At 66.8% G+C, this 15,474-nt stretch carries 8 protein-coding genes and 1 pseudogene; 5 read left to right on the forward strand and 4 right to left on the reverse strand.

Going from position 1 to position 15,474, the window contains the following annotated elements; genetic code table 11:
* Positions 1 to 3,222, forward strand: a complete 3,222-nt coding sequence (locus GM672_RS19790; RefSeq protein WP_155472259.1) for an efflux RND transporter permease subunit — start codon at positions 1 to 3, stop codon at positions 3,220 to 3,222.
* Positions 3,223 to 3,468: 246 nt separating this feature from the next.
* The gene (locus tag GM672_RS19795) at positions 3,469 to 4,884 is read left to right on the forward strand and encodes an OmpP1/FadL family transporter (RefSeq protein ID WP_170300157.1); all 1,416 of its coding nucleotides are present in this window, start codon (positions 3,469 to 3,471) and stop codon (positions 4,882 to 4,884) included.
* A gap of 129 nt (positions 4,885 to 5,013) precedes the next feature.
* Here GM672_RS19795 and GM672_RS19800 read toward each other — a convergent pair whose 3' ends face one another.
* From GM672_RS19800 to GM672_RS19815, 4 genes are all read right to left on the reverse strand, one after another.
* Positions 5,014 to 5,439, reverse strand: coding sequence for a hypothetical protein (locus GM672_RS19800; RefSeq protein ID WP_155472260.1), 426 nt, complete (start codon positions 5,437 to 5,439; stop codon positions 5,014 to 5,016).
* A gap of 397 nt (positions 5,440 to 5,836) precedes the next feature.
* Complete coding sequence (locus GM672_RS19805; protein WP_155472261.1) at positions 5,837 to 6,802, reverse strand: NAD(P)H-hydrate dehydratase; 966 nt, start codon at positions 6,800 to 6,802, stop codon at positions 5,837 to 5,839.
* A gap of 9 nt (positions 6,803 to 6,811) precedes the next feature.
* Positions 6,812 to 7,576, reverse strand: coding sequence for a histidine phosphatase family protein (locus GM672_RS19810; RefSeq protein WP_155472262.1), 765 nt, complete (start codon positions 7,574 to 7,576; stop codon positions 6,812 to 6,814).
* 119 nt (positions 7,577 to 7,695) lie between these two features.
* Positions 7,696 to 9,102 carry an L-cystine transporter gene (locus GM672_RS19815; RefSeq protein WP_155472263.1) on the reverse strand — a complete coding sequence of 469 codons (1,407 nt, stop codon included), beginning with the start codon at positions 9,100 to 9,102 and terminating at the stop codon, positions 7,696 to 7,698.
* 155 nt (positions 9,103 to 9,257) lie between these two features.
* Here GM672_RS19815 and GM672_RS19820 point away from each other — a divergent pair, with 155 nt between their 5' ends.
* The 3 genes and pseudogenes from GM672_RS19820 to GM672_RS30010 all read left to right on the forward strand — a co-directional run bounded on the left by GM672_RS19820 (position 9,258) and on the right by GM672_RS30010 (position 15,325).
* Positions 9,258 to 9,773 (forward strand): hypothetical protein, encoded by a 516-nt coding sequence (locus GM672_RS19820; protein ID WP_155472264.1) that lies wholly within the window; start codon positions 9,258 to 9,260, stop codon positions 9,771 to 9,773.
* Between the two features lie 272 nt (positions 9,774 to 10,045).
* Positions 10,046 to 12,445, forward strand: a pseudogene (locus GM672_RS30005) (Ig-like domain-containing protein); the annotation flags it as partial.
* Positions 12,446 to 12,619: 174 nt separating this feature from the next.
* Positions 12,620 to 15,325, forward strand: a complete 2,706-nt coding sequence (locus GM672_RS30010) for a hypothetical protein (RefSeq protein ID WP_371867085.1) — start codon at positions 12,620 to 12,622, stop codon at positions 15,323 to 15,325.
* Positions 15,326 to 15,474 lie beyond the last annotated feature (149 nt).

Consider the following 15,474-nt stretch of genomic DNA (forward strand, 5'->3'; position numbering starts at 1 on the left):
ATGTTCCTGTCCGACTTCAGCGTCAAGAAGCCCATCGCGACGATCGTGCTGATCGTCGCGATGATGTGCCTGGGTCTGATGGCCCTGAAAAAACTGCGCGTCAACCAGAACCCGGACGTCGAGGTGCCCTTCATCGTCGTGTCGATCCCGTATCCGGGCGCGTCGCCGGAAACGGTGGAGCGCGAAGTGGTGAACCGCATCGAGAAGTCGCTGCAGAGCATCACGGGCGTGACCGAGACCAACAGCACGGCCTCGGAAGGCTCGGCCACGATCTTCATGAAATTCACCTTCAGCAAGGATCTGATCGAAGCGTCCGACGAGATCCGCAACGCCATCGCATCGGTACGCTACAAGCTGCCGCTGGAAATGCGCGAGCCCGTTCTGCAACGCATCGACACGGCGGCCCAGCCCGTCATGCAGCTGTCGCTGTCGTCCACCAAGCAGAGCCATGCAGCCATCTCGCGCCTGGCCGAGGACGAACTGGCCGACAAATTCCGCGGCATCGACGGCGTGGCCGCCGTCAATGTCGACGGCGCGCTGCGGCGCGAGCTGTCCGTGCTGCTGAAGGCGGAAAAGCTGCGCGAGTACAATGTCTCCGTCAGCGACGTCACCAACGCGCTGCGCATGCAGAACACCAATGCGCCCGTCGGCAAGCTGCGCGGCAGCCTGGAAGAGAAGAGCATCCGCCTGGTCGGCCGCATCGAACGCCCCGAGGACTTCCAGCAGGTGGTGGTCAAGCGCAATGGCGACGAACTGGTGCGCCTGGCCCAGGTGGCCACGATCGAGGACGGCTTCGCCGAAGTGAACGGCCTGTCGATGCGCTCGAACCAGCCCAACGTGGGCATTTCCATCATCCGTTCGCGCGACGCGTCGACGGTGGCGCTGTCGAAGAAGGTGCACGAGGAAGTCAAGGCGATCCAGAAGACGCTGCCGGCCGGCACCACCCTGGATGTCACGGAAGACGGCGGCGAGGATGCCCAGGACAGCCTGAACAACGTCATCGAAGCACTCGTACTGGGCGGCGGCCTGACCATCTTCGTCGTCTACGTCTTCCTGAACTCGTGGCGCTCGACCCTCATCACGGCGCTGTCGCTGCCCACCTCCGTCATCGCCGCCTTTATCGGCGTGTGGCTGTGCGGCTTCACCCTGAACTTCATGACCTTGCTGGGCCTGTCGCTGGCCATCGGCGTGCTGATCGACGATGCCATCGTCGTGCGTGAAAACATTGTGCGCCACATGCAGATGGGATTCGACCGCCGCACGGCGGCCCTGAACGGCACCGCCGAGATCGGCATGGCCGTGGCCGCGACGACCTTCTCCATCATGGCCGTGTTCATTCCCGTGGCCTTCATGCCCGGCATCACGGGCGAATGGTTCCGGCCGTTCGCCTTGACCGTCACGTGCTCGGTGGCCGTGTCGCTGTTCATCTCGTTCACCCTCGACCCCATGCTGTCGGCCTTCTGGGGCGACCCGCCGGGCCACCATGATGCGCCGCGCAAGGGCATCGAGAAATACTTCCAGCGCTTTAATGTGTGGTTCGACCACCAGGCCGACCGCTACGGCAACGTCATCGCCTGGGCCCTGCACCACCGCCGGTGGATGGCCGTCATCGCCGTGGCCACCTTCATCGCCGCCATCGGCCTGCAGGTGAAGTTCGGCGGCGCCAGCTTCGTGCCGTCGACCGACTTCGGCACCATCGCCATCGACGTGCGCACGCCGTCGTCGAGCAGCCTGGAATACTCGCGCCTGAAAGTGCAGAAGGCGGCCGAAATGGCCCACCAGCTGCCGGAAATCAAGGAAACCAATGCCTACGTCAACCTGACGGGCGGGCGCGTGTACGTCAAGATCGGCAAGAAGCACGAGCGCAAGCGGGGCGCGCTGGAAGTGGCGCAGGACCTGCGCGGCAAGCTGGCCCAGCTGGTCGGCGCCGAGTACACGGTGCTGGACGACCTGGCCAACGGCGACCGCAAGCCCGTGCAGATCGAATTCACGGGCACGGACACGCGCAAGCTGATGGATATCACCAACCGCTTCATGGACGAACTGAAGAAGGTGCCGGGCGCCGTCGATGTCAGCCTGTCCGAGCAGGACCCGAAGGACGAGCTGCAGATCGAACTGAACCGCGGTCTGGCCAACTCGATGGGCATTGCCGCCGGCGACGCCGCCTCGGCGCTGCGGGTGGCTTTTGCCGGCATCGAAGTGGGCGACTGGGTCGATCCGACGGGCGAATCACGCGACGTGGCCGTGCGCCTGGCGCCGGAAGACCGCACCAGCGCGGAAAACATCGAACGCCTGCCGATCGCCGTGACGGGCACCAACCAGATGGTGCCGCTGGACCAGATCGCCACGATCACGATGGGCAAGGGCCCGGCCAAGATCCGCCACAAGGACGGCAACCGCGTCATTTCCGTCTCCGCCAACGTGCAGGGCCGCTCGCCCGGCGAAGTGACGGCCGACGCCATGAAGCTGGCCAAGGCGATGGACTTCCCGCCCGGCTACGGACTGGCGCTGGGCGGCTCGGGCAAGGACATGCAGGAAGTGTTCACCGAGATGGCCATCGCGCTGGTGGCCGGTATCGGCCTGATGTACCTGATCCTCGTCATGCAGTTCGGCTCGTTCACTGCGCCCGGTGCCGTGATGCTGTCGCTGCCCCTGTCGCTGATCGGCGTCGTCATCGCGCTGCTGCTGACCAACAGCACGATCAACCTGATGAGCCTGATCGGGGTCATCATGCTGATGGGCCTGGTGGCAAAGAACGCCATCCTGCTGCTGGACGCGGCGCGCAAGCGCGAGGAGGAGGGCTACGGCCGTGAGGATGCGCTGATGTATGCGGGCCGCATGCGCCTGCGTCCCATCCTGATGACGACGTTCGCGCTGATCGCCGGCATGCTGCCGGTGGCCATCGGCCATGGCGAGGGCGGCGAGTTCTACCGGCCGCTGGCGATCGCCATCATCGGCGGCACGATCACGTCGACCCTGCTGACCTTGCTGATGGTGCCGACCTTCTACGACAGCATCGAGATCACCCGCGATCGCATGTTTGCCAAGTTCAACCGCCGCGCCGAGCGGTGGAACGTGGCGGTGGCGAGCTTGCTGACGGCCATCGAAGTGATCCTGGCGCTGACCTTGATCCGCCTCGTCTACCGACTCGTCAATGCCGGCGTACGCAAGGTGACGGGACGCGGCAAGAAGGTCGAGGCGCCGCTGGCGAAGGCTGCCTGACGGAAATTACGACCGTGGATTGTTCGAAAAGGGCCGCTCGATGCGGCCCTTTTCTGTTGCAATCCGCCTGTTTGACTGGCGATTCGCTAGCGTTGTTGACGTGTGACATGTTGCCATGCACAAATAGCACACTCGTATCAAAAACATCAAAGCTGTAGTATGCTCGCGGCTCGTGGCCCATCATCCCGCCCGCCGGCAAGGGCTGCCTTATTGAAACAGCAATAACTATAGATAGTGAGACTTTAAGTGACCCCAAAATACCTGACCCTGATCATTGCCGCGGCGCTGTCCGCCGTGTCCGTTTCCGCCACCGCCTCCGGCTACCGTTTCGGTTCCCAGAGCGTGTCGTCGCAAGGCACGGCCGAAGCGAACGGCGCCGAAGCGAACGATGCCTCGACCGTGTTCGCCAATCCGGCCGGCATGGCGCGCCTGGACGGCAAGCAAATCATGGGCGGCGTGACCGCCGTCGTGCCGCACTCGACCTTCAATGACGAAGGCTCGACCCGCTTCACGCGCACCAGCACGGGCGGCCTGACGTCGCAGGACGACTATGTGCCGAAGGCGGTGGCGGCACCGTCGCTGTACTACACGCAGAAACTGAACGACCAGTGGACGGCCGGCTTCGGTATGTTCGTGCCTTACGGCACCAACCTGAGCTATGACTGGAACTGGTCCGGCCGCTACGCGCTGACCAATATCAAGCTCACCTCGATCAACCTGAACCCGTCGATCGCCTTCAAGCCGAACGAGCACCATTCCTTCGGCCTGGGCCTGAACGCCGAGTTCATGAAAGCCAGCCTGGGCCAGGGCGTGGACGTGCCCGGTTCCGTGGCAGCGGCCCAGGCCGCCGGCACCAGCGGCGCCATCCTGCGCCAGATCGTTGCCGCCGGCGGCAACCCGGCCGCACTGGCATCGGTGCGCGACGGCCACGCCAGCGTGGAAGGCAAGGACTGGGGCTACGGCATCAACCTGGGCTATATGTACATGCCGACGGAAAGCACCCGCTTCGGTATCGCCTACCGTTCGTCGATCAAGCACGAGCTGCGTGGCGGCGCGATCTGGGACTTCTCGAAAGTCACCACAGATGCCAAGGTCAATGCCGTGTTGCAGGCCGCTTCGCACCACGTCAACTCGGCCGCGCTGGTCGAGCTGCGCACGCCGGAAACCGTGTCCGTCAACGGCTTCCACCAGTTCGACGACAAATGGGCCGGCATGTTCGACGTGACCTTGACCAAGAACTCGCGCATGCAGAACATCGACATCCAGTTCCTGGGCACGGAGTCCGGCGACGAAGTGATCCGCCAGCAATGGAAGAACACCGTGCGCGTGGCCCTGGGCGCGAACTACAAGATGAACGAGAAGGTGCTGCTGCGCGCCGGTATCGCCCATGACGACGCGCCGATCGAAAGCGAGGCACTGCGTCACGCCGCGCTGCCGGACGCCGACCGCCTCCAGCTGTCCTTCGGCGCCAACTGGAAGGTCACGCCGAATTCGTCCGTGGACCTGGCCTACAGCTACCTGGACTTCAAGAACGCCCGCGGCAGCTACACCAACCAGTGCCGCCCGGGCCTGTTGACCTGCACGGGTAACGGCGAAACGACGCGCGGCACGTGGGCCACCCACCTGCAACTGGTCGGCCTGTCGTACAACTACAAGTTCTGATCGCAGCCGATTGCCGCCCGCGGGCGGCAGGCACGTGAAAAAACCGGCGCTTCGTGAGAGGCGCCGGTTTTTTTTACGACTGTTTTATTGCAGTGCAGCAAGCGGCAGCCTGGCTGCCGCCCAGCCCACTTAGCGGGTCGGCGTCGCGCCGGCTGGCGTGTTGGCGCCTTCCTTGGTGCCGGCGGTGCCGGAGCCCATGGTGCCGTCCGCGCCCGAAGCGCCGGACGTACCCGGGGTGCCGGTAGCGCCGGCTGGCGGCATCGTCGTGTCGCTCGGCGTGCCGGGCGTGCCCGGCGTGCCGGTGGCGCCCGGCGTCGTCGTGCTGTCCGGCATCACGGCACCGCCCGTGGTACCGGTCGCGCCGGTGCCGGAGGTGCCGGTGCCACCCGTGTCAGGCGTGGTGCCGGTGGCGCCCGTGGTGCCGCCGCTGGTTGCTGCCGGCGACGTGGTGTCGGCCGGAGGCACGTCGGCATTGCGGTCCTTGCATGCGCCCAGCAGTGCTGCCGAGAGCGCTGCGGTGAGAATCAGTGCGGTGGATTTGCTCAAGGTTTTCATGTCGACTCCTTTTTCCAAAGTGGGTGGGATGTCCATACTGCTATCGCCGACAACGCTGGAATGCGATGCCGATCGACTCTTCATGCCGTGCCGGGCAGCTGCACCGCGGCGCGGTATGGCCGAGCCATGCGGCTGACCATGTGGCGGCGGACCGTTGCCGTATCCGTAACGCCGGGACTCGTCGTGCATTCATATCGCCATCAAGCGCGATATCCAACTCAAGTGCGCAAAACGCTCAAGTGCACAAAGCGCTCAAGTGCGCGTCCTGTGCGGCATCCTTGCCACTGCCGCCGTGGAACCATCTGCATACTATCGGACCGGCCAGCGCGCCGTCGGTTCGCTTTCGCACACTTGTTGGCAAATGAACCAACGAACCGCCCCTTTCCAGCAGGGTTTCCTAGGCCGGTGCCAGGGTGCGCAACAGGCCGGGCACCTCGGCCGAAATCTCGCGCGCCAGGTAACCGAGCACGCCATACTTGATGGAAAGCTGATCGCCCGCCGACGCGTGCAGTGCCACGCCCCAGGCGGCCGCCTGTTCCAGGCTGGCGCCGCGCGCGGCCAGGCCGACGATGATGCCGGCCAAAACGTCACCGGAACCGGAGATGGCCAGCCCGATATTGCCGCCCTCGTGCTGCCAGCGCCGGCCTTCCGGTGCCGCGATGACGGTGGTGGCGCCCTTCAGTGCCACGACGGCGTTCCAGCGCCGCGCTGCCGCCAGCGCCGCCCCACGGGGATCGGCCGCGATGTCGGCCTTGTCCGTACCTGTCAGGTGCGACAGCTCACCCGCGTGCGGCGTCAGCAGCACCCTGTCGATGAAGCGGAAATGCGCCATGTCCTTCGGTTCGTCCAGCAGGTGCGGTTCGCCGGCGGCCCGCACCGCTTCCATGGCGCACGCATCGAGCACGATGGGCGTGCCCGTGAAGCGGGGCAGCAGGGCGTGCACCAGCTCGGCCGTGGCGCCTTCGTCCTGCATGCCCGGCCCGACCAGCATGGCGCTGGCCTTGCCGGCCAGTTCGCCCAGCTTGCGGGCGGCCTCGATGGTGAAGCCGCCGTTCGCCGTTTCGGCCAGGCCGATCACGCGCGCTTCGGGAATGGCCATCGCCACCAGCGGTGCCGTGCTGGCGGCGGTGGCGATGGTCAGCTTGCCGGCGCCGGCGCGCAGTGCCGCCGTCGCGGCCAGCATCACGGCACCAGGCATTTCGCGGGCGCCGCCGACGATCAGCACGTGGCCGCGCACTTCCTTGTCGCCGTCGAAGGACGGTTCGGGCAGGGCCCACTCGCGCAGGGTGCGCGTGACGATGTCGACGACGTCGCCGGGGCTTTCATGCGATGCTTGCGAGGTATGGCTCGTGTTCTGGCTCATGCTGATCCTTTATGCCTTCGGTGCGGCCGGCTGGTCCTTGCCGGCGGTGACGGGCACGCCCGTTTCGACCAGCGGTGCGACGAAGTTGGCCACTTGCAGCACCAGCTTGCCGCGCTTGCCGGCATTGGCATCGAAGCCATAGGCCGTCACGCCGCAATTGGGTACGTCGCCGGCCCGGTCGATTTCGAGGATGCCGTTTTCGTCCAGCCGTTCGAACAGGTAGCGCAGGCAGTTGACGATAACCTGGTGGCCGACGATCAGCACGCGCTCGCCCCGGTATTCGCGGGTGATGGTATCGAGCACGCTGCGCAGGCGCAGGATCACGTCGCACCAGCTTTCGCCGCCCGGCGGGCGGAAATAGAACTTGCCGACGTGGCGGCGCTGTTCGTGCAGCTCGGGGTATTTGTCGGCGATGCCCAGGGGCGTAAGCCGGTCGACGATGCCGAATTCCTTCTCGCGCAGGCGCTCGTCGGCCACCATCGACAGCAGGCTTTCGCGCTCGAGCTTTTCGACGACGGCCATGGCCGTGCTGCGTGCCCGCGCATAGGGCGAATACAGTACGACATTCGGGCGCTGCTCCGGCGGCATGGCGCGAAACCACTCGCCCAGCGCGTCGGCCTGGCGCATGCCCAGTTCCGACAGCGGCACGTCGACATCGCGCTCGGCGATATCGATCAGCAATTGCGAGGCCGCTTCGGCCGCCTCGCGCGCCACGTTACCGGCACTTTGCCCGTGCCGGACGATCCAGATCTGTTGGGGCCATTTCTGTTCCATCGCGCTGTTTCCCTAGGATTCGGTGTGCGAATACTAGACGAAACGGCAAAAGCGTGGCGCATGCAAACGGTGCGCGGTGGGCACCGTGAAAGTGACGCCGCCCAGGCGTAGGAAGCTTCTTACGCGGGCTGCGCGTCCGACTCCAGTTCGGCGTCGCCGTCGAAGACGGCCATGTCGGTTTCGCCCATCACCCGGCTGGTGACCGTGCCGGCCGTGATCGAGCCGGAGACGTTGAGTGCCGTGCGGCCCATGTCGATCAGCGGTTCGATGGAAATGAGCAGGCCGGCCAGCGCCACCGGCAGGTTCATCGAGGACAGCACGATCAGTGCGGCGAAGGTGGCGCCGCCGCCCACGCCGGCCACGCCGACCGAGCCGATCATGACGATCGCCAGAAGCGGCAGCAGGAAGGCCGCCGTGAACGGATCGATGCCGACGGTGGGCGCGATCATCACGGCCAGCATGGCCGGATAGATGCCGGCGCAGCCGTTCTGGCCGATGGTGGCGCCGAACGAGGCGGCGAAGTTGGCGATGCCTTCGGGCGTGCCGAGGCGCTGCGTCTGCGTCTGCACGTTCATCGGGATGGCACCGGCGCTGCTGCGCGACGTGAAGGCGAACGTCAGCACGGGCACGATCTTCCTGGCGAAACGCAGGGGATTGAGCCCCGTGCCGGCGACGATACCCAGGTGCACGCCGAACATCAGCAGCATGGCGCAGTAGGAAGCGACGACGAAGCCGATCAGGTTCAGGATATCGGCATAGCTGGACGTGGCCACCACCTGGGCCATCAGGGCGAACACGCCATACGGTGTCAGGCGCAGCACCAGGGTGACGATGCGCATGACGATGGCGTGGGCCACCTTGACGAAATGGTCGAAGGACACGAACAGTTCCGGCTTCTTGTCGGCGATGCCGTGGGCGGCGATGCCGATGAAGACGGAGAAGATGACGACGGCGATCGTCGACGTCTTGCGCGCGCCCGTCATGTCTAGGAAGGGGTTGGCCGGCAGGAACGCCAGGATCATGTTCGGCAGCGACAGGGCCTGGGTGTCGGCCAGCTTGCCCTGCAGGTAGGCGCCGCGCGCCACCTCGGCCGCACTGGAGGTCAGCCCCACGGCCGTCAGGCCGAACAGCTTGGCCATCAGGATGCCGATGGCGGCCGCGATCAGGGTCGTGATCATCAGGGTGCCGATGGTCAAGGCGCTGATCTTGCCCAGCGAACTGGCATTGCGCAGCTTCAGGATGGCCGACACGATCGACACCATGATCAAGGGCATGACGATCATCTGCAGCAGCTTCACGTAGCCCGTGCCGACGATGTCGAGATACTCCCCCGTGGCCTTGACGACGGGGCTGGCGGCCCCGTAGATGCCCTGCAGCGCCGCGCCCAGCAGCACGCCCAGCCCCAGTGCCGTGAAGACCCGCACCGTGAACGTGGCGTGGTGCTTCTGCTGGCGGTAAAGAAAGCCCAGCAGCAGGACGGCGGCGGCCAGGTTCAGCAGGATCGGCAGGAGGGGGGGAAAGGTCATGGTGAGGTCCAGGTTGATTGCCAGACGGATTTTATCGGAATTGCCAGGACTGTACCGGAAGCCGTGCGACCTGCTGAGCCGAATTCTGCGAATATTCGCGCATATCGATATGCGCTCGCGCGCCTGCAACGTCCCCTCTTGAAAGTGCCGAACCCATGAAAGTGCTGCTGAAACTGTTCGGCATCGGTTATATCGCGGTTGCCCTGCTGTTCTTCGGCTGCGGCCTGGCCCTGGTGGGCATGGCCGGCCTGGAAATCTGGCATGCGCTATCCTCGGCCGTGGCCGAAGGCGAGCAGCCCCGCTTCGTGCGCATCCTGGAATGCATCGGCCTGCTGACGATCGCCGTGGCCGCTTTCGAGCTGGGCCAGACCGTGCTGGAAGAAGAAGTGCAGCGCTCGGCCAATATCAGCACGCCGACCCGGGTGCGGCGGTTCCTGTCGCGCTTCATGATCGTCGTGATCGTGTCGCTGGCTATCGAATGCCTCGTGTCCGCCTTCCAGTCGCTGCACGGGCACCCGGAACTGCTGCCTCACGCCGGCGTTATCGGCGCGTGTGCCGCCGTGCTGCTGGTTGCATGGGGCGTCTTTATCCGCCTGAATATTTCGGCCGAGGAGCTGGAACCGCAGGCTATGCAAGATGCCCAGGCCGAAGATAATAAAGTGGAAACGTAAATTTCTATGCGGAAATTACTGTTTCCATTTATTATTATCAGTGTCAACATCCTTCGCGTGGCTTGTAGCCCAAAAGCAACATCCATGATTTGATCCATGCCCCTGCACTCCCCGCGCAGCAACTTTTGTTGCTGCGCGTAATTTTTCCACGTGTTAAATTGCCGTGTGGAAAATATCTCTTGGAGAGCAGCATGATCAAGGTAACGGGTCCTGTCATTTATGGCAATATCACCGACGAGACGCAGTACGGCACCGACCAGGCCGACATCTTTATGGGCGGGTTCGGCGAGTTCGGCGATGCCGGGCAGGATACCGTGCATGCCGGAGCGGGCGATGACCTGATCCTGGGCGGGCATGGCGCGGACGTCCTGAACGGCGGCGACGGTATCGACACCGTCGATTACAGCGGCGCGGTCGATTTCGGCGGCCTGGAGACCGGTGTGACGGTCGACCTGATGGCCGGCACCGCCTTCGATGGCGCCGCCGCCGATACGCTGAGCGGCATCGAGAACGTCGTCGGCACGGACATGGCCGACAGCATCGTCGGTCATGCCGGCATGAATATCCTGGTGGGCAACGACGGTGCCGATACCATCGACGGCGGCGCCGGCTTCGATTTTGCCAGCTACCGCAATGCCACCGGCGGCGTCACGGCCAACCTGGCGACGGGCACCTCGCTCGGCGCCGACGGTGCCGACGTGCTGCGCAATATTGAAGGCCTCGAGGGCTCGGCATGGAACGACCTGCTGGTCGGCGGCGCGGGCGGCAATATTCTCGACGGCGGCGCAGGCAACGATACGCTGCAGGGCGGCGCGGGCGACGACAGCCTGACCGGCGGCAGCGGCGACGATACCGCCGTGTTCGCGGGCAACCTGGCCGACTACACCATCGTAACCGGCGTCGACGGCCGCATCACCGTGACGGACCTGCAGGCCGGACGCGACGGCAGCGACATCCTGCACGGCATCGGCCACCTGCAGTTCGCAGACCAGGCCGTGCACCTGGCGCCCGTGGACCGCCTGGTCGGCACCAGCGGCACCGGCGCGGCCGGGCAGGCCGCTGCCAGGCTGCCGGACGGCTCCTACGTGATCGCCTACCGCGGTGCCGATGCCGAAGGCGACGGCATCTTCTTCCAGAAGTTCGGCGCCGACGGCACCGCCATTGGCGTGGTGGCGGCGGTCAATACGGCCACCGCCGGCAGCCAGGCGGCCGTCAACGTGACGGGCCTGTACGACGGCGGCTGGGTGGCGGTGTATCAGTCCACGCCGACCGGCGGCAATACCGACATCGTCGTGCAGCGTTTCAATGCCGACGGCAGCAAGAACGGCGCGGCGGACGTGCTGGCCATTGCGGGCGAGCAGGTCCGACCTGCCGTGGCGCCCACCGTGGACGGCGGCTTCGTCGTGGCCTGGCAGGGCGGCGGTGCCGACCTCGATATCCAGTCGCAGCGCTTCGACGGCGCCGGCCTGCGCGCCGGCGGCACCGTCACGGTCAATACGAACAAGACAGGGCAACAGTCCGGCGTCGCCATCGCCGAGCAGGACAACGGCTACCTGGTGGCCTGGCAGTCCGACAACGGCAGCGCCCATTCGGTGGCCGTGCAGCAGTATCGCTGGGATGGCGAGGCGCTCGGCGGAGAGGTGACCGTCCAGACCACCGGCGTCGTCAGCAACGTCCAGGCCGCCACGCTGTACGGCATGGGAGGCAGCACCGCCAGCGGCGTCGTGGTCAGCTGGATCCAGGATGACGGCAATCCCGCCACGCCCGACGACACCGTCATGGTGCAGCGCTTCGACGCCGCCGGCTCGGCCACCGGCGCAGCCGTTGCAGTGGCCAGCGCCGGCTTCCAGCAGGCGCACGGCATCACCGGCCTGCGCGACGGCGGCTTCATCGTCACGTGGGACAGCCTGGGCACGGACAACAGCTCGGTCATCATGGCGCGTCATTACCTGGCCGATGGCAGCGCCGCCGGCGCCGCCTTCCAGGTCAGCCAGGGCGTGCAGGGCAAGGCGCTGGCGCCGTCCGTGACGGAAACGGCCGACGGCCGCGTGGCCGTCAGCTGGAGCGTGCGGGCCGACGACGGCACCGTGCGCGTCTTCCACCAGGTCACCGGTGTCGACGGCGGCGCCGAGTTCCTGGCCAGCAGCAGCACCGGCCAGCCGCCGGCGGCGCCCCAGTTCACGATCGAGGAAGTGGGGCCGGCAGCGGCGCTGTCGGCAATGGCCCCGGCCATGACCAGCGGCAGCGTGGACGCCGGCAAGGGCGGCGGCTTCGTCGACCGTGGCACCATTGAACGGGGCCATGTCGTCATCGACGGTTCGGCCGATCCCGGTGCACTGGTCACGCTGTACGACACCGGCAGCGTGGTCGGCACGGCCAGGGCGGCCGGCGACGGCAGCTGGTCGATCGAATTCACCCAGCTCAGCGCCGGCGCACACAGCTTCAGCGCCATCGCCACCGATGCGCTGGGCCAGGTCAGTGCCGCCAGCGCCGTCGTTGCCGTCACGATCGTCGAACCCGTCATCACCGTTATCGACGGCACCGCCGGCAACGACAGCGAAGCCTGGTTCCTCGAGCACGGCGCCGGCGACCACGCGCAGATCGTCAACGCGGGCGCCGGCAACGACACCATCAACGGCGGCGGCGGTGCCGACACGCTCAACGGCGGCGCCGGCAACGACACCTTCCTCGTCAACGACGTCGACGCAGTCGTCGTCGAACTGGCCAGGGGCGGTACCGACACCGTCGTCGCCACCGTGAACGTCACCCTGGCGCAGGAAGTGGAACACCTCGTCTTCAAGGGCGAGGCAGGCCTGGCCGGCCACGGCAATGCGCTGAACAACGCCATGACGGGCAGCACGGGCGCCGATTCGCTGTATGGCGGGCATGGCAACGACACGCTGGCCGGCGGCGACGGCAACGACCTGCTCGACGGCGGCGCCGGCAATGACGCGATGAGCGGCGGCGCCGGTGACGACATCTATGTCGTCGACTCACGCACCGATACCGTCGTTGAAGTGGCGGCGGCGGTGGGCATCGACACGGTGCGCACCACGCTGGCTGCATACACGCTGGGCACCGGCGTGGAACAGCTGGCGTACATGGGCGAAGCAGCCTTCGCCGGCACCGGCAATGCACTGAACAACGCCATCACGGGCGGCATGGGCGCCGACCGCCTCGACGGCGGCATCGGCAATGACACGCTGGACGGCAACGGCGGCAAGGACAGCCTGTACGGCGGCGCGGGCGACGACGTGCTGCGCTTCACGACCGGCACCGCGCTGTTCGACGGCGGCGCCAACGGCAGCCCCGCGGGGGACACGGCCGTGCTGGCCAAGGCCTTCGAAGCGTATACCCGCTTGCGCCTGAACGACACCGACCTGAAGCTGACCGGGCCGGACGGCGAAAGCGTCATCGTGCGCGCCGTCGAGCAGTTCGTGTTCGCCGACGGCGTGACGCGGACGTGGGCCGACGTGACGGGCGATATCGCCGGGCCCGGCAGCCAGACCATCACCGGCAGCGACGGTGATGACACGCTGGACGGCGGCGCCGGCAGCGACCGCCTGGTCGGCGGTGCCGGCGACGATACCTATATCGTCGACGTGGCCGGCGACGACGCGGTCGAGCTGGCCGATGAGGGCGTGGACACGGTGCAGGTCGCCTTCACGGCGAAAGGCACGTACACGCTGGGCGAGCAGGTGGAAAACGCCATCGTCACGCCGCTCACGGCCATCGCCATCAACGTCACCGGCAATGCGCTGGGCAATACGCTGACGGGCAACGGCGCCATCAATGCGCTGCTGGGCATGGACGGCGACGACACGCTCGACGGCGCAGCCGGTAACGACGCGCTGGACGGCGGCAATGGCGACGACAGCCTGGCCGGCGGCGTGGGCAACGACAACCTGCTGGGTGGTGCCGGCAACGACACGCTCGACGGCGGCGCGGGCAACGACGTGATGGCCGGCGGCGCGGGCGACGACGTCTACTTTGTCGACGGCGCCGGCGACAAGACGACGGAAGCGGCGGGTGCCGGCCTGGACAGCGTGCACACCACCCTGGCCACGTACACGCTGGCGGCCAACGTGGAAGCGCTGCTGTACACGGGCAAGGCCGCCTTCACGGGCACCGGCAATGCCGAGAACAACGTGATCGACAGCGGCAGCGGCGGCGGCAACGACCGCCTGAACGGCGGCATCGGCGACGACACGCTGGCCGGCCACGCGGGCAACGACACGCTGGACGGCGGCGTCGGCAACGACACTGCCGTGCTGGACCAGGCGCACGAGGCGTACACGGTCAGCGCCCTGGTGGTGGGCGAGACGCTGCTCACCACGGCGGCCGGCGCCAGGACGATACTGAAGAATATCGAGAACGTGCGCTTCGGCGACGTCACCGTCACGCTGGCCGAACTGCTGGCCGGCAAGGCAACGGTGGGTAACGACGTGATGACCGGCACGGCCGGCGTCGATCTGCTCGACGGCGGCGCCGGTGCCGATACGATGGCCGGCCTGGCGGGCAACGACGTGTATGTGCTCGAGAACGTCGGTGACTCGATCGTCGAGGCCGTGGACGGCGGCATCGACACGGCCCGCGTGGCCTACACGGCCGCCGGCAAGACCTATGTGCTGGAAGCGAACGTGGAAAACGCCACCGTCGCCGGCACCGTGGCGACGAACCTGACGGGCAACGCGCTGGATAACGAATTGACGGGGAATGCCGTCGCCAATACGCTCGTCGGCGATGACGGCGACGACCTGCTGGCCGGCATGGCCGGCAACGACAACCTGCAGGGCGGCGCCGGCGCCGACACGCTGGACGGCGGCAGCGGCAATGATGTCCTGGCCGGCGGCAGCGGCGACGATACCTACCATGTCGACACGGCGGCCGACACCATCGTCGAACTGGCCGACGCCGGCTACGACGTCGTGTTCTCGACGGCTGCCACCTATGCGCTCAAGGCCGGCGCCAGCGTGGAATGGCTGGAGTACGCAGGCACGGGCAGCTTCGCCGGTACCGGCAACGAGTTCGCCAACGTCATCGTCGGCGGCAGCGGTGCCGACCGCCTGGCCGGCGGCGCCGGTGCCGACACGCTCGTGGGCGGCGCCGGCAACGACGCGCTGACGGGCGGCATCGGCGCCGACCACTTCCGCCTCGACATGGCTTCGCTCGACACGATCGCCGATTTCGTGTCCGGTACCGACATCGTCGAACTGGACGTGGGTGCGCTGAAGCTGGGCGACGGCGGCGCCGGGCAGGCCGACGCCCCGGGCGGGTTCTCGGCCGACGCGGCCCTGGTGCTGTTCACCGCCAATGCCAGCGCCCTGAACGCCAAGTCGGCCGCGCTCGTCATCGGTACCGCTGCCGGCAACTACTTGCAGGGCCAGCAGGCGCTGTTTGTCGTCGACAACGGTGCGTCGACGGCCGTCTTCCGCTTCGACTCGAGCGGCACCGACGGCCTCGTTTCGGCTGCCGAGCTGACCCAGGTGGCCTTGCTGACGGGCGTGAAAGCCACCACGCTGGCTGACTTCGAGCTGTTCTCGGCCGGCTGACCGCTGCCCCGCCTGCACCGAGCCGACCCGCGCAAGCCGGTCGGCTTTTTCATTGGGGCCGCGGCCCGCTTTCCTCCGTCAGGCGGCCGGCGCCAGGCCCGCACCGGCGGCTCGCCACGCCGGCAGGCAGCGCAGCACGCGGCCGGCCA

This window comes from Pseudoduganella buxea (assembly GCF_009720835.1).
Lineage (GTDB): Bacteria > Pseudomonadota > Gammaproteobacteria > Burkholderiales > Burkholderiaceae_D > Rugamonas > Rugamonas buxea.